Origin of the sequence: Paenibacillus sp. FSL K6-2859, assembly GCF_038008265.1 — a bacterium.
Classification (GTDB): domain Bacteria; phylum Bacillota; class Bacilli; order Paenibacillales; family Paenibacillaceae; genus Paenibacillus_AQ; species Paenibacillus_AQ nitricinens.
This window is the reverse complement of sequence record NZ_JBBOYU010000001.1, coordinates 6,254,346-6,270,828: the sequence shown is the minus strand read 5'-3', so window position 1 is coordinate 6,270,828 and position 16,483 is coordinate 6,254,346. Positions and strand designations below refer to the sequence as shown.

At 47.6% G+C, this 16,483-nt stretch carries 8 protein-coding genes, 1 tRNA gene and 2 rRNA genes; 10 read left to right on the top strand and 1 reads right to left on the bottom strand.

Annotated features, from left to right (window positions below):
• Positions 1–76: 76 nt before the first annotated feature.
• From MHB64_RS28075 to MHB64_RS28045, 7 genes are all read left to right on the top strand, one after another.
• Positions 77–796 (top strand): heptaprenylglyceryl phosphate synthase, encoded by a 720-nt coding sequence (locus MHB64_RS28075; RefSeq protein ID WP_179283642.1) that lies wholly within the window; start codon positions 77–79, stop codon positions 794–796.
• Positions 797–857: 61 nt separating this feature from the next.
• Positions 858–3,194 (top strand): DNA helicase PcrA, encoded by a 2,337-nt coding sequence (gene pcrA, locus MHB64_RS28070; RefSeq protein WP_094876502.1) that lies wholly within the window; start codon positions 858–860, stop codon positions 3,192–3,194.
• Positions 3,195–3,272: 78 nt separating this feature from the next.
• Complete coding sequence (gene ligA, locus MHB64_RS28065; RefSeq protein WP_341135822.1) at positions 3,273–5,285, top strand: NAD-dependent DNA ligase LigA; 2,013 nt, start codon at positions 3,273–3,275, stop codon at positions 5,283–5,285.
• 162 nt (positions 5,286–5,447) lie between these two features.
• On the top strand, positions 5,448–6,155 hold the full coding sequence (locus MHB64_RS28060; RefSeq protein WP_341135821.1) for a response regulator transcription factor: 708 nt from the start codon (positions 5,448–5,450) through the stop codon (positions 6,153–6,155).
• A gap of 19 nt (positions 6,156–6,174) precedes the next feature.
• Entirely contained in the window at positions 6,175–7,287 is a 1,113-nt protein-coding gene (locus MHB64_RS28055) for a sensor histidine kinase (RefSeq protein WP_341135820.1), read from the top strand.
• A 163-nt stretch (positions 7,288–7,450) separates the two neighbouring features.
• Entirely contained in the window at positions 7,451–8,050 is a 600-nt protein-coding gene (locus MHB64_RS28050) for a hypothetical protein (RefSeq protein WP_341135819.1), read from the top strand.
• The gene (locus MHB64_RS28045) at positions 8,047–9,954 is read left to right on the top strand and encodes a transglycosylase domain-containing protein (RefSeq protein WP_341135818.1); all 1,908 of its coding nucleotides are present in this window, start codon (positions 8,047–8,049) and stop codon (positions 9,952–9,954) included. The genes MHB64_RS28050 and MHB64_RS28045 overlap by 4 nt, the downstream gene beginning before the upstream one ends.
• A 12-nt stretch (positions 9,955–9,966) precedes the next feature.
• On the opposite strand, the gene MHB64_RS28040 is transcribed toward MHB64_RS28045, so the two are convergent.
• Positions 9,967–11,223, bottom strand: a complete 1,257-nt coding sequence (locus tag MHB64_RS28040; protein ID WP_094870805.1) for an MFS transporter — start codon at positions 11,221–11,223, stop codon at positions 9,967–9,969.
• 413 nt (positions 11,224–11,636) lie between these two features.
• On the opposite strand from MHB64_RS28040, the gene MHB64_RS28035 reads away from it, so the two are divergent.
• From MHB64_RS28035 to MHB64_RS28025, 3 genes are all read left to right on the top strand, one after another.
• Positions 11,637–13,194, top strand: a 16S ribosomal RNA gene (locus MHB64_RS28035).
• Positions 13,195–13,295: 101 nt separating this feature from the next.
• Positions 13,296–13,371: transfer RNA gene (locus tag MHB64_RS28030), tRNA-Ala, on the top strand.
• A gap of 150 nt (positions 13,372–13,521) precedes the next feature.
• Positions 13,522–16,450, top strand: a 23S ribosomal RNA gene (locus MHB64_RS28025).
• The 16S and 23S rRNA genes sit together here with 1 tRNA gene alongside, the layout of an rRNA operon.
• Positions 16,451–16,483: the final 33 nt, after the last annotated feature.

The following is a 16,483-nucleotide window of genomic DNA, read 5'->3' as shown; positions in this document are numbered from 1 at the left end:
CATAGACTAGATTTATATCTTTTGCGGCGGCAGGAGTGTCTTTGTCTTGCCCAAATGACTATTAAGGATGATTCTCATGAAATCAGTGCAGCAAATGATCAAACCTTGGCGGCATGTGTTTAAGCTTGACCCTGACCGGATGATTTTGGATGAGGATTTGGAGGCCGTTTGCTTATCTGGCACGGATGCCATACTGATAGGGGGCTCTACAGGAGTAACCTATGAGAACACAGTGGATCTCTTATCCAGAGTAAGACGGTTTGAGTTGCCCTGTGCACTCGAGGTGTCCGAACTTGAAGCTGCCGTGCCCGGATTTGATCTTTATATGATTCCAATGGTGCTTAATACGCCTGATCCAGCTTGGATTGTAGGCCATCATCGCCGAGCGATTGAACGCTATGGATTTATGATTCCATGGGATTCGTTACTAACGGAAGGCTATATTGTGCTGAATAGCGAATCTTCAGTTGCGCGGATTACAGGGGCTGAGACGGCGATTGATGCTGAAGAAGCGGCTGCTTATGCTCAGGTTGCGGACAGGCTGATGTCACTGCCGATTGTTTATCTTGAATACAGCGGTAGATTTGGGGATATGGAGACCGTGCGTACAGTGCGCGAAATGGTGGAGCAAGCCCAGCTTTTTTATGGTGGGGGCATTACTTGTGAGGCGGAAGCCGAGCAGGCAGCAGCTCTATGTGATACAGTAGTGGTCGGCAATATTATTTATAGTGATGTACAGAAGGCACTGCTAACAGTTGCGGCTGTGAAGAAGACAGTACAAGAGCAATTTGAGTAGTGGTTAGTCCAAGGACTACTTATGATTTGTGATTTTATATTTAGAAAGGAGCATGTTACACATGCAACTTATTAGCATACAAGATGCAGTGAGTCGACTGAATCCTCCACAAAGACAGGCTGTCGAGACTACTGAAGGACCCCTTTTGATTATGGCTGGTGCGGGCAGTGGGAAGACGAGAGTGTTGACTCACAGAATCGCCTGGCTGATTGCCAATCGAAAGGCGCCGCCTTGGGCGATTTTGGCGATTACGTTTACGAATAAAGCCGCGCGGGAAATGCAGGAACGGGTATCTAAGCTCGTTGGACCTGAGGGAAGAGATATCTGGGTATCCACCTTTCACTCTATGTGTGTGCGGATTTTGCGGAAGGATATCGAGCGGATTGGCTTTACCTCCAACTTCTCCATCTTGGACTCTACAGATCAGCTATCGGTAATCCGTAACTGTATGAAGGAACTGAACATTGATACGAAAAAATTCGAGCCAAAAGCTGTACAAGCTGTAATCAGCGCATCCAAAAATGAACTGATCACTCCAGCGCAGTATGAGCAGAAGGTTGGCGATTATTTTGAAGGCCTTATTGCTAAGGTTTATAAGATGTACCAAAGACGTTTGAGAAGCAATAACTCGCTGGACTTTGATGATTTGATTATGAAGACTATCGAATTATTTAAAGAAGTTCCCGAGGTTCTTGATTTCTACCAAAAGAAATTCAAATACATCCATGTAGATGAGTATCAGGATACGAATAGAGCGCAGTACATGTTATGCCGCATGCTAGCTGATAGCCACCACCGGATTTGTGTAGTAGGGGATAGTGATCAGTCGATTTATCGCTGGCGCGGAGCGGATATTACGAACATTCTTAATTTTGAAGAGGATTATCCAGAAGCGAAGACCATTCTTTTAGAACAAAACTATCGTTCGACCGCTAATATCCTGAATGCAGCGAATGGTGTGATCGCGCTCAATAGTGGACGGAAGCCGAAGAAGCTGTGGACCGACTCTGAAGAAGGCGCCAAGATTAAAGTGTACAGAGCAGATTCTGAGCATGACGAAGGGTACTTTGTAACCGGAGAAATTAGTAAGAATGTAAAACAAGGCCAAGCTTATCAGAATCACGCGATATTGTATCGTACGAATGCCCAGTCACGGGTAATCGAGGAAATTCTGATTAAATCAGATATTCCGTATCAAATTGTTGGCGGGATTAAGTTCTATGATCGTAAAGAAATCAAGGATCTACTGGCGTATCTACGCCTGTTGTCTAACCCTGATGATGATATCAGCCTGACGCGTATTATTAATGTACCTAAGCGGGGATTAGGGGATACAACGGTTGGCAAGCTGGCAGCTGCAGCTGGTGAACGTGGTGTTTCTATCTTCCGCGTACTGCAAACTGTTGATGATTTGGGCTTTGCCGGACGGACGCGGAATATGCTAGTAGAGTTCTACGATATGATTGAAGCTCTGCACCGTATGGTGGAGTTCTTGTCTGTAACTGAACTGACGGAAAAAATCTTGGAGATGTCGCAGTACCGTTTGGAGCTGCAAAATGAAAACACACTCGAATCTCGCTCCCGGCTAGAGAATATCGATGAGTTCTTGTCCGTGACGATGGAGTTTGAAAAGAATAACGAGGACAAGTCACTGGTCTCCTTCCTCACGGATCTGGCCCTTATCGCAGATATTGATAGTGTCAACGATGATGAAGAGGATCGTAGTGATGCTGTTGTGCTAATGACAATGCACAGTGCCAAAGGTCTGGAATTCCCGACCGTTTTTATCGTCGGTATGGAAGAAGGCGTATTCCCGCATAGCCGTGCTTTCCAGGACAATGATGAGCTCGAAGAGGAACGTCGGCTTGCTTATGTAGGGATCACACGCGCCGAGAAACAACTGTTTCTCTCCTGTGCACGGATGCGTACACTCTTTGGGCGGACGACGGCGAACCAGCCGTCCCGCTTCCTGGAGGAGATTCCAGAAGAGCTGAAGGAAGATACCGTTAAGACGAAGGACCGCTTCCAGCGCGGAGGCGCGGACGTAGGCGGTGCTTACGGCGGACGCGGCTTTAGCGGCGGTAGCCGTGGGAACTTTGGCGGCCGGGGCGGAGCGGCCGAAGCTACGTCGGCAGGCGGAAGCACGGCGTCAGCAGCGACAAGCAAGAGCAGCGTGACCGTAACCTCCGGAGGCGCTCAGCGCGCTACTGGAGCAGGGGCTGCAGCAGCTGGCGAATACAAAGCGGGTGATAAGGTTTCGCATGGCAAATGGGGCACTGGCACCGTTGTAGCTGTGAAGGGCACCGGGAATGATACGGAGCTACAAATTGCTTTTCCGGCACCAGTGGGTGTAAAACGACTGCTTGCAGGGTTTGCACCGATTACCAGGGTGGAATAATAGTAACAAACGATTAACGAACGGATATTTAGACCACGCTAACCATTAGGAAACTTATTGACGGAGGGATGTACCTGCATGGATGCTATGCATGTGATGGAAGAGCTTGTTGCAGAATTGAATCACTATAATTACCACTACTATACGCTGGATACACCGCTAGTCAGCGATAAGGAATACGATGTTTTATACGACAAGCTTGTAGCACTGGAGGCTGAGAGTGGCTTCGTGTTACCGGATTCTCCTACACAACGTGTAGGAGGAGATCTTCTTAAGGGCTTCACGCCGCATCGGCATCTGGCTCCGCTTTGGAGTCTGGATAAAGCACAGAATATCGAACAGCTGCGGAGCTGGAATACGCGGGTACTTCGCTTAGTGAATGAGTACAATCTTAAGAACCCAGGCAACCCTCTGCCTGATCCTTGTTATGCAGTAGAACTGAAGTTCGATGGCTTGACGCTAAATCTAACCTATCGGAATGGTGTTCTCGAACAGGCATCAACCCGTGGGAATGGTGTAGTGGGTGAAGGAATCCTTGCACAGGTGAAGACCATTAAGTCTGTTCCATTAACGATTCCTTTTAAAGAAGGGGTCATTGAGGTTCAGGGTGAAGGAATTATGAATCTGTCTGTGCTGGCTGATTATAATACACGGGCTGCAGAGCCGCTGAAGAATGCACGTAATGCAGCAGCGGGTGCACTGCGTAATCTTAATCCAAAGACGACTGCAGAGCGTCGGTTGAATGCTTATTTCTATAATGTAGGTTTTGCAGAGGGTGTAGATTTCGCAGATCATCAGGAGATGATGGATTTTCTGCGGAATAACAAATTCAAAGTAAATCCTTATCTGACTTACTGCAATGATTTCGATGATGTGACCGAACAGCTTGCTGGAATCGAGGAGAGTCGTTCAAGTCTTGATTACCTGATCGATGGAGCCGTAATTAAGGTGACGGATTTCCGTATCCGTGAGGTTCTTGGTTATACGGATAAGTTTCCACGCTGGGCGGTGGCTTATAAATTTGAAGCGGAAGAAACAACGACCGTGCTAGAGTCTGTTAGCTGGAATGTTGGACGTACAGGTAAAGTGACTCCGCTGGCTCGTGTTGAGGCTGTAGAGCTTGCTGGAGTTACCGTACAGAATTGCACATTAAATAATGTGGGCGATATTGAGCGCAAAAACTTGAAATTCGCCTTAGGCTCACGAGTGTTTATTCGGCGCTCTAATGATGTTATCCCAGAAATCCTCGGCAAAGTAACAGAAGAGAATGACGGTGAAGAGATCATTTTTCCTGAAAATTGTCCGGCTTGTGGATATCCGCTGGAAATGCGCGGCGCGCATCTTTTCTGTAACAATAAGCTGAATTGTAGGCCGCAAATAGTTAGCCGGATTACTCATTTCGCTTCGCGTGATGCTATGGATATTGAGACGTTCAGTGAGAAGACGGCAGGCCAGCTCTACGACGAGCTTAATGTACATGACTCTGCCGATCTGTATGAATTGTCCTTTGAGCAGCTTGTACAGCTAAATCGTTTTGGAGAGAAAAAAGCACAGAATTTGCTGCAAGCGTTAGAAGATAGCAAGGGGCGTGATCTCGCTTCGTTCCTCTTTGCGTTAGGTATTCCTAACACAGGAAAAGCAACAACCAGGATGCTGGCTGATCATTTCCGCGATTTGGATGCTGTGATGCAGGCTAAAGCAGAGGAACTCGCTGAGTTACCGGACATTGGCGGGATTGTCGCCGAGAGCATTGTTAACTTCTTCGCAGATCCTATCGTTGTGGCGAACGTTTCGCGTTTACGCGCGCTTGGCGTTGAAGCAAAGGCTCCTGAAGCACTACGTCCTGTTAATACCGATTCCTTCTTTAGTGGAAAAACGGTAGTGTTGACCGGTTCATTACAAAAGCTTACACGTGACGAAGCAGCCGAACGTCTGGAAGCACTCGGAGCGAAGGTGTCTGGAAGTGTATCTAAGAAGACGGATTTGGTTATTGCCGGCGAGAAGGCAGGTAGTAAACTGGCCAAGGCACAGCAACTGGGCATTCAAGTCATCGAGGATGAGGATGAGCTGATTCGACTGCTGGAGATGTAAGCATATTTTTACTAAATCCTAAAAGGGTGCCAGTTCCATTTCGTTTAAGTACGAGAGGAACGGGTACCCTTTTTTTGCGTATCCTTCTTATTGTCGATCGATTGATCTGCTAATATATAAGCTATAGATACTTATTACTCTATTTGAAAGGATACCCCTTCCGTGAAGAGAGAGACGATATTGTTAGTAGATGATGAGAGGGAAATTGTAGAGCTGTTATCGATTTATCTCAGCAATGAGGGCTACCGGCTGCTTAAAGCCTATGATGGGTTGGAAGCGCTGGCGTGTCTGCAGAAGGAAGAAGTGGATTTAATTATTCTTGATGTCATGATGCCTAAGATGGATGGACTAGCGGCATGTATGAAGATCCGTGAAGCGCGGAAGATGCCGATTATCATCCTTTCAGCCAAAAATACCGATATGGACAAAATCTCAGGACTGAGCATAGGAGCGGACGACTACGTGGGCAAGCCGTTTAACCCTTTAGAGATTGTGGCCCGCGTCAAGTCACAGCTGCGTCGTTACCACGCATTTAATAAGGATAATAGTAGCTTGGGGAGTGAAAGTAAACTGAGCTTTGAAGATTTAACTATAAATACGTCTAAGCATGAGGTACATGTAGATCTACAGAAGATTAAGCTGACTCCGCGGGAATTTTCTATTCTAGAGCTTTTGGCAAGGCACCAAGGTCAAGTGCTCAGCTTAGAGCAGATTTACGATAAAGTGTGGAATGAACCATTTTTAGATGGAGGCAATACAGTTATGGTACATATTCGTAATCTCCGCGACAAAATTGAAATCGATTCAAAGCGCCCGCGTTACATACAAACCGTCTGGGGAGTTGGCTATAAATTAGATGGACCTTCCTGAAAGGATTAGGTGAGGCTTCTTGAATTCCAAATATATAACAACGATCCGGTGGAAGTTTATATTTGCATTTTTACTTAGTGTACTTTCCGGTGGTTTGTTACTTATGGCTGGCTACCAGCTCGTAAATTTTATGATCTATCTGAATCCAGCTCCAGAGTCGGCTCCCTATTCACGTATCTTACGCTGGATCATTAATCATATTGGCTCTATGCCTCTGCTAACCGCAGCCGGGATTATCAGCTTTTTGCTGTTCTTTTTTATCTATACTCGTAAAGTTGTGCTGTATCTGGAGGAGATCACCAAAGGGATTCAGGAAATCACGAGCTCAGGGATGACTCACCGCATTGAGGTCAGAACATCGGACGAGTTGGGTGTGCTGGCTGAGAATATTAATGAAATGGCTGAGCGTTTGCAGCACTCCGTGGAAGAGGAACGTAAAGCTGTGAATGCGAAAAATGACTTGATTACTGGCGTTTCACACGACTTACGAACCCCACTCACCTCGGTCCTCGGCTTTCTGGAATATATCGAGCAAGATCGATGCCAGGAAGAAGTAGAAATACGATATTACGTGAGCATAGCCTACAACAAATCCCTTGTGCTGCGTAAACTGATCGACGATCTTTTTGAATATACACGCGTAAATAGTGGGGAATACCCTCTGGCTATGGAGCGATTAGATTTAAAAGCATTTATACGGCAGTTAGCGGAGGAGTCGGTTCCTGAACTAACAAAGGCTGAAATGACCTACGAGATCGATGACCAAGCTGATGAGCTGTGGATAGAGGCTTCCCCTAAAGAATTAGTTCGTGCTTATGAGAATTTGATTACGAATGCAATCCGTTACGGGAGAAGCGGCAAGAAACTGGAGATTGGTTTCAGTAAAAAGGGAAATGAAGCGATTGTCCGCATTAGCAACTTTGGAGAGAGGATTGCAGAGAGCGATATTCCGTTTATTTTTGAACGATTTTATCGGGCAGAGAAGTCCCGTTCACAGCATACAGGCGGTTCAGGCTTAGGCCTTGCCATTTCAAAAAGTATCATCGAACGCCACAATGGCGTTATTTATGTAGAAAGCTCCCCACTTCGCACGGATTTCATCACCTGTTTCCCCTTCTTCATAGAATCTTAAGAAAACTCTAGGCAGGTTCTTAAGATTTGGAAGCTATCCTTGAAATATAAGAAAGTATAAGCTTCAAGCTATACTTTATCCTTATATTTTTCGAAGAAATGCTTATCGTCCTTAAAAAGGACGCCGAAGGCGTTTCTTCTTATGAGCACAAGGAGGGATTACTATGCACAAACTTCGGACGGTTCGCATCCATTATCTTTATGTTTTTATAGGGAGTGCTCTTTTGAGTGCTGCCTTTCTTTTTGCTGTCCAGCGGGTTGTTGCTTTGCTGTATGCACATTATTCGGGGCAATCAGGCGTCTTTTTTGTTCGTCTTATCCATTGGAATATTAATCATATTGGAACAATCCCCAGCGCCATAATTCTATTTGTTCTATTCTTCAGCGGGTTGTTTATTCTCCGTTCACAGAAAATTGCCGATGATTTGCACACGGTATTGCTTGGAACCTCAGAGTTAGCAGATAAGGGAGTAACAAAAGAAATCAAGGTCCTCTCCGGAGGAGAATTAGGCCAAATCGCCGCTAACCTGAATCGCATGCAAAGAATTGAAGTTCCAAATAGAGGCGTAGCACCAGAAACGATGCAGGACACACCAGCAGTAGCTTTATTGATAAGAACTCGGGCAATTCTCCGTGCTCTCCGTGAGGTAGAGGAGGCTGACAATTCGGATGATGGGATGGAAGCCCAAGCACTTCTTGAAGCAGCGAATGTTGAAGCCCGTAGTATGGAGCGGTTCTTAGAGAACCTGATTATAGAGTCATGAATGCCGTTACCGAAAAAAAACAAAGTGTAGCCCGTTCAGGCAAGGATGGCAGATGGATCATGCGTACCCGGATACTCCGTCTGGGGTATTTATTATTTGATGGGAGTATCATTGGAGTAATAATAGCGCTCGTGGGTTTGCTTTACGTATTTCAATACGGCGGGCAAGTGGTTAAGCAGCAAGAGGATAAACTTCAGCTGCCGGAATCGAGCATCATTAAGGCCTCGGATGGGACGACATTACGAAGGATCCCTTTACCGGGCTCGGGGTATAGATATTCAGCGGAGCTGGAGGAGATGCCTGCATTATTGATCAATACGTTTTTAGCGGTGGAGGACCGGCGCTTTTATAGCCACCAGGGATTAGATTATAAAGGGATTTCTCGCGCTTTTCTAAATAATATTGTGGATATGGATCTCTCCGAGGGCGGTAGTAGTATTACTCAGCAGCTAGCTCGCAATCTTTATTTGAACAGGAACAAGAATGTCATACGTAAGCTAAATGAAGCATCCATTGCTCTTGCATTAGAGAGACAGTTAACAAAACGAGAGATCCTAGGGCTTTACCTCAATCAGATTTATATGGGGCGTGGGCAATATGGAGTAAAGGCAGCTGCGGAGCGTTACTTCGGCGTATCCGATTTAAAAAAACTAGAAATATGGCAAATCGCCACCCTGGCGGGAATTCCTAAAGGACCGTCTATTTATAATCCGGTAGATAATTGGACATTATCCAAAACAAGAAGGGATCTCGTTCTACAGATTATGTTAGATCAAGGACTGATCACTAATGAACAAATGATTAAGGCTAGAGATATACAGTATCATCCTCCCGCTGCAAACAAAGAAGAAATCATTGGCGTACATTATGTGGATGCTACGCTTAAGGAAGCGGCTCAGATCACTGGGAAGTCTGTGGAGGAGCTTCGGACGGGTGGCTACATTATTGTTACAGGATTGAACATTAAAGCACAGCAGGCGCTTGAACAGGCCTTTCTTAAGCACTCATCTTTCCCGCCCGACGGAAAAGATCAGCAGGTAGAAGCTGCTATGACGATCATGGATCATCGTACAGGTGAAGTGGTAGCATTGATTGGTGGACGTGAACATAACGAGGGGAGCTTGAATAGAGCTACAATTGATGCGCGGCAACCTGGGTCCAGCTTCAAGCCGATCATTGACTATGGACCCGCACTAGAGAGCGGGAAGTATAGCCCGGATAGCATACTGTCTGATCGCAAATACGCTTATGGAAGCTATGTACCTGAGAATTTGAATGGAGTGTACCAAGGTAAGATTACCATGATCACAGCGCTACAAAAATCCATAAATGCGCCAGCCGTCTGGCTTTTGAAGCAGGTTGGAATCTCATCTGCGCGGCAATTCGCAGCCAAATTAGGAATTGTACTTACGGAGGAGGATAACCATTTATCAATAGCTTTGGGAGGGCTTCATAACGGAGTATCTCCACTTAAAATGACACAAGCCTACGGTGTCTTTGCTAATGGAGGTAAACTGAATGAGGCTCATATGGTACGCACGATAATGGATTCAAAAGGGAAGGTCGTGTATTCACATCTCTCCGAATCACGGCAGGTAATCTCGCAGCGAACCGCAGAGGCAATGACGATGATGCTCCGTAATGTTGTCAATGAAGGAACAGGCAAAAAAGCGCAAATGAACAGACCTGTAGCAGGGAAAACCGGAACAACCCAATTGGATTTGCCTGGCGTAAGCAAGAAAGCTAATCGGGATTTGTGGTTTGTTGGTTATACTTCGGAATGGACAGCTGCAGTGTGGATGGGGTTTGATCGTACAAATAGGGATAATTATATGACAGAGGGCAGCGGGAAGGCTGCCGCTCTATTTTCTGCAGTCATGAGTAAGGCGTTAAGTGGTTACTGATTTTACTGATGTTTATTGAGCGGCCCATTCTTCTAATTTCTCGTCTCTAGGAAGCAGGAGAGCAAGGAAACCAAGAAGAGGGAGGAATCCACAAGCAATAAACACTTTTGAAATTCCAATGGTGTCAATCAGATTGCCGAGTACCAAAGAGCCAATTCCTCCGAGCCCAAAAGCAAGACCAGTGATTAACCCTGAAACTGTTCCGATATTGCCTGGATAAAGCATCTGAGCGTAGATTACAGTAACGGAGAAGCTGGACAAAAGGATGAAACCACCAATCAGCAGGAGAATAGCTGCCCACATTTGGTTCACAAAGGGTAGAGCCAGCGCAAAGGGCACTGTTCCGACCATAGAAAGAAGGATGAGATTACGCCGTCCGAAGCGGTCAGCCAGTGGGCCTCCAAAGAATGTACCGACAGCTCCAGCTGCCAGATACATAAAAATATAGATTTGGGCCTTATCAAGCGTCATTTGATATTTGTCCATTAAATAGAAAGCGTAGTAACTGCCGATAGAAGCGCCGTACCAAGATCTTACAAAGACTAGGAACACAAGGATGATAGTTGCCGTGCGAATACTTTTGCGGCGGGCAGGATCGATTGCGCGTGCGGTTGATTTCTTATGAAACGTATATCCCGCATCCAGCATCTCCCGATACCATCGAGCGACATAGGTCTGGACGGCAATTCCGGCAGCCGCAACGATAGTGAAGCCAAGAGCCCCGATCTGCCCAAAGGGAATGAAAATCCATTTTGTAAGCATTGGACCTAGAGATTGCCCGGCATTGCCGCCGACTTGAAAAATAGATTGCGAAAGACCTTTCCGCTGACCGGCAGCCATATGAGCCACACGCATGCCTTCCGGATGAAAGGTAGCAGATCCGAAGCCGATTAACATGACGGAAAACAATACAAGGATATAGTTGTTGGCATAAGCCAATAAAAGTACGCCTAAAAATGTGCTGCACATGCCCAGTGGTAACAAAATAGGACGAGGTTTGCGATCAGCGGCATATCCGATGACTGGCTGGATCACTGAGGACGTCATGTTTAAGGCGAAGGAGATCCACCCAATTTGAGCAAAGGAGAGCATCAGGTTATCTTTAAGAATAGGGAAGATTGCAGGGATAACTGCCTGAATAGAATCGTTAAATAAATGAACAAAGCTGACAGCCAGCAAAATCTTATAAATTGTTGCTTGCTGCAGATTACGCTGCTCCTTGTCCTTAGTGTTTGTTTGGCTCGTAGCAGTAGATGGATTGTTTTTCATTTAGACTCCTCTCGTACGTATCATTAGAAGTTAATATATGGGATTGCGATAGATTCTATTTAGCCACAGATTATGAATTATTGGAATCAATTTGTGTTGGTTTGTGTTAGTTTGAAAGTATTTATTCGTAGATTATTTTTATTTCAAAAAAAGCTTGCAAACATAAGAACGGCATGGTATATTATCTCTTGTGCTTATGACGCATCGAACAAATGAAACACAAACGATGAAAAAATAAGTTGACAAGAAATACGACAACATGATATACTAAAATTCCTGTGCAAGAGACATTGAATGTCGAAATGCTAGGAGCAAGTTCTTTGAAAACTGAACAAATGGAACGCGTTAATTTTAAAAAAGATTCATTTAATGAATCGTCAGTTTCAAAATGAGCATATCGCTCTTTTCAATACTAATTGGAGAGTTTGATCCTGGCTCAGGACGAACGCTGGCGGCGTGCCTAATACATGCAAGTCGAGCGGAGTTACTTTGGAAGCTTGCTTTCAAAGTAACTTAGCGGCGGACGGGTGAGTAACACGTAGGCAACCTGCCCCTTAGACTGGGATAACTACCGGAAACGGTAGCTAATACCGGATAATTTCTTTCTTCTCCTGAAGAAAGAATGAAAGACGGAGCAATCTGTCACTGAGGGATGGGCCTGCGGCGCATTAGCTAGTTGGTGGGGTAACGGCCCACCAAGGCGACGATGCGTAGCCGACCTGAGAGGGTGAACGGCCACACTGGGACTGAGACACGGCCCAGACTCCTACGGGAGGCAGCAGTAGGGAATCTTCCGCAATGGACGAAAGTCTGACGGAGCAACGCCGCGTGAGTGATGAAGGTTTTCGGATCGTAAAGCTCTGTTGCCAGGGAAGAACGTCCGGTAGAGTAACTGCTACCGGAGTGACGGTACCTGAGAAGAAAGCCCCGGCTAACTACGTGCCAGCAGCCGCGGTAATACGTAGGGGGCAAGCGTTGTCCGGAATTATTGGGCGTAAAGCGCGCGCAGGCGGTCATTTAAGTCTGGTGTTTAAACCTTGGGCTCAACCTGAGGTCGCACTGGAAACTGGGTGACTTGAGTACAGAAGAGGAAAGTGGAATTCCACGTGTAGCGGTGAAATGCGTAGATATGTGGAGGAACACCAGTGGCGAAGGCGACTTTCTGGGCTGTAACTGACGCTGAGGCGCGAAAGCGTGGGGAGCAAACAGGATTAGATACCCTGGTAGTCCACGCCGTAAACGATGAGTGCTAGGTGTTAGGGGTTTCGATACCCTTGGTGCCGAAGTTAACACAGTAAGCACTCCGCCTGGGGAGTACGGTCGCAAGACTGAAACTCAAAGGAATTGACGGGGACCCGCACAAGCAGTGGAGTATGTGGTTTAATTCGAAGCAACGCGAAGAACCTTACCAGGTCTTGACATCCCTCTGAATCCACTAGAGATAGTGGCGGCCTTCGGGACAGAGGAGACAGGTGGTGCATGGTTGTCGTCAGCTCGTGTCGTGAGATGTTGGGTTAAGTCCCGCAACGAGCGCAACCCTTAACTTTAGTTGCCAGCAAGTAAAGTTGGGCACTCTAGAGTGACTGCCGGTGACAAACCGGAGGAAGGTGGGGATGACGTCAAATCATCATGCCCCTTATGACCTGGGCTACACACGTACTACAATGGCCGGTACAACGGGAAGCGAAGCCGCGAGGTGAAGCCAATCCCATCAAAGCCGGTCTCAGTTCGGATTGCAGGCTGCAACTCGCCTGCATGAAGTCGGAATTGCTAGTAATCGCGGATCAGCATGCCGCGGTGAATACGTTCCCGGGTCTTGTACACACCGCCCGTCACACCACGAGAGTTTACAACACCCGAAGTCGGTGGGGTAACCCGCAAGGGAGCCAGCCGCCGAAGGTGGGGTAGATGATTGGGGTGAAGTCGTAACAAGGTAGCCGTATCGGAAGGTGCGGCTGGATCACCTCCTTTCTATGGAGAATCGTCTTCTGCAATGAAGACATTCAAATCGGAAGTTAAACTTCCACAATCATTTAACGCGTATCCATTTGTTCGGTTTTGATGGAATTTGCGGGGCCATAGCTCAGCTGGGAGAGCGCCTGCCTTGCAAGCAGGAGGTCAGCGGTTCGATCCCGCTTGGCTCCACCAACAAACTTCATCTATTTGTTATGTCTAGAATATTTTTATCTTGATCCTTGAAAACTGGATACCGAAACGAATTTGCGTTTTAGAACATCTTTTAGCAACTTGTGTAAACGAGTAAATGTTATTAGTGAGATTTTTCTTAGGGAAAATCGAGGTTAAGCTAATAAGAGCACACGGAGGATGCCTAGGCGCCAGGAGCCGACGAAGGACGTGGCGAACAACGAAACTGCCTCGGGGAGCTGTAAGCAAGCCTTGATCCGGGGGTGTCCGAATGGGGAAACCCAGCTGTGGTAATTCGCAGTTACTCATCTCTGAACACATAGGAGATGTAGAGGCAGACCAGGGGAACTGAAACATCTAAGTACCCTGAGGAAGAGAAAACAATAGTGATTCCGTCAGTAGCGGCGAGCGAACGCGGAACAGCCTAAACCTAAGAGCTTGCTCTTAGGGGTTGTGGGACGTCTCACATGGAGTTACAAAGGAATATGGTAGGCGAAGAGGTCTGGAAAGGCCCGCGATAGAGGTAAAAGCCCTGTAGCCTAAACTGTGTTCTCTCCGAGACGGATCCCGAGTAGTGCGGGGCACGTGAAACCCCGTATGAATCCAGCAGGACCATCTGCTAAGGCTAAATACTACCTGGCGACCGATAGTGAAACAGTACCGTGAGGGAAAGGTGAAAAGCACCCCGGAAGGGGAGTGAAATAGAACCTGAAACCGTGTGCTTACAAAAAGTCAGAGCCCTATTAATGGGTGATGGCGTGCCTTTTGTAGAATGAACCGGCGAGTTACGTTTAACATGCAAGGTTAAGTCGAGAAGACGGAGCCGCAGCGAAAGCGAGTCTGAATAGGGCGATTTAGTATGTGGACGTAGACCCGAAACCGTGTGATCTACCCCTGTCCAGGGTGAAGGTGCGGTAACACGCACTGGAGGCCCGAACCCACGCATGTTGAAAAATGCGGGGATGAGGTGGGGGTAGCGGAGAAATTCCAATCGAACTCGGAGATAGCTGGTTCTCCCCGAAATAGCTTTAGGGCTAGCCTCGGTATAAGAGTAGTGGAGGTAGAGCACTGATTGGGTGCGGGGTCCGCAAGGATTACCAAGCTCAGTCAAACTCCGAATGCCATATACTTATTGCCGGGAGTCAGACAGTGAGTGCTAAGATCCATTGTCAAAAGGGAAACAGCCCAGACCATCAGCTAAGGTCCCCAAGTGTGTGTTAAGTGGGAAAGGATGTGGAGTTGCACAGACAACCAGGATGTTGGCTTAGAAGCAGCCACCATTGAAAGAGTGCGTAATAGCTCACTGGTCGAGTGACTCTGCGCCGAAAATGTAACGGGGCTAAACACACCACCGAAGCTATGGCTAGATACGTATGTATCTGGGGTAGGGGAGCGTTGTATGTGGGTTGAAGGTGTACCGTAAGGAGCGCTGGACAGCATACAAGTGAGAATGCCGGTATGAGTAACGAAAAGATCAGTGAGAATCTGATCCGCCGAAAGCCCAAGGTTTCCTGAGGAAGGCTCGTCCGCTCAGGGTAAGTCGGGACCTAAGGCGAGGCCGAAAGGCGTAGTCGAAGGACAACAGTTTGAAATTACTGTACCACCGTAATCCGCTATGAGCGATGGGGTGACGCAGGAGGGTAGTGACGCGGACTGATGGATATGTCCGTCTAAGCAGTGAGGCTGATGTGTAGGCAAATCCGCACATCGTTAAGGCTGGGCTGTGATGGGGAGCGAAAATTACAGTAGCGAAGGTCATGATCTCACACTGCCAAGAAAAGCCTCTAGCCAGGAGAAGGTGCCCGTACCGCAAACCGACACAGGTAGGCGAGAAGAGAATTCTAAGGCGCGCGGAAGAACTCTCGTTAAGGAACTCGGCAAAATGACCCCGTAACTTCGGGAGAAGGGGTGCCCCGGTAGTGTGAATAGCACGAGGGGGCCGCAGTGAAAAGGCCCAAGCGACTGTTTAGCAAAAACACAGGTCTGTGCGAAGCCGCAAGGCGAAGTATACGGGCTGACGCCTGCCCGGTGCTGGAAGGTTAAGGGGAGTGGTTAGGAGCAATCCGAAGCTATGAACCGAAGCCCCAGTAAACGGCGGCCGTAACTATAACGGTCCTAAGGTAGCGAAATTCCTTGTCAGGTAAATTCTGACCCGCACGAATGGCGTAACGACTTGGGCGCTGTCTCAACGAGAGATCCGGTGAAATTTTAATACCTGTGAAGATGCAGGTTACCCGCGACAAGACGGAAAGACCCCATGGAGCTTTACTGCAGCTTGATATTGAATTTGGGTACGATCTGTACAGGATAGGTGGGAGCCGTAGAAATCGGAGCGCAAGCTTCGGTGGAGGCGCCGTTGGGATACCACCCTGATCGTATCTAGGTTCTAACCTAGTACCGTAATCCGGTACGGGGACCGTGTCAGGCGGGCAGTTTGACTGGGGCGGTCGCCTCCTAAAGAGTAACGGAGGCGTTCCAAGGTTCCCTCAGAATGGTTGGAAATCATTCGAAGAGTGCAAAGGCATAAGGGAGCTTGACTGCGAGACCTACAAGTCGAGCAGGGACGAAAGTCGGACTTAGTGATCCGGTGGTACCGCATGGAAGGGCCATCGCTCAACGGATAAAAGCTACCCTGGGGATAACAGGCTTATCTCCCCCAAGAGTCCACATCGACGGGGAGGTTTGGCACCTCGATGTCGGCTCATCGCATCCTGGGGCTGAAGTAGGTCCCAAGGGTTGGGCTGTTCGCCCATTAAAGCGGTACGCGAGCTGGGTTCAGAACGTCGTGAGACAGTTCGGTCCCTATCTGTCGTGGGCGCAGGAAATTTGAGAGGAGCTGTCCTTAGTACGAGAGGACCGGGATGGACGTACCGCTGGTGCACCAGTTGTTTCGCCAGAAGCATGGCTGGGTAGCTACGTACGGACGGGATAAGCGCTGAAAGCATCTAAGCGTGAAGCCCCCCTCAAGATGAGATTTCCCAATTAGTAAGACCCCTTGAAGACGACGAGGTAGATAGGTTGGAGGTGGAAGTGCAGTAATGCATGGAGCTGACCAATACTAATCGGTCGAGGGCTTATCCTATACTTAAGACGCAAATTCAATTCGGATTCAGTT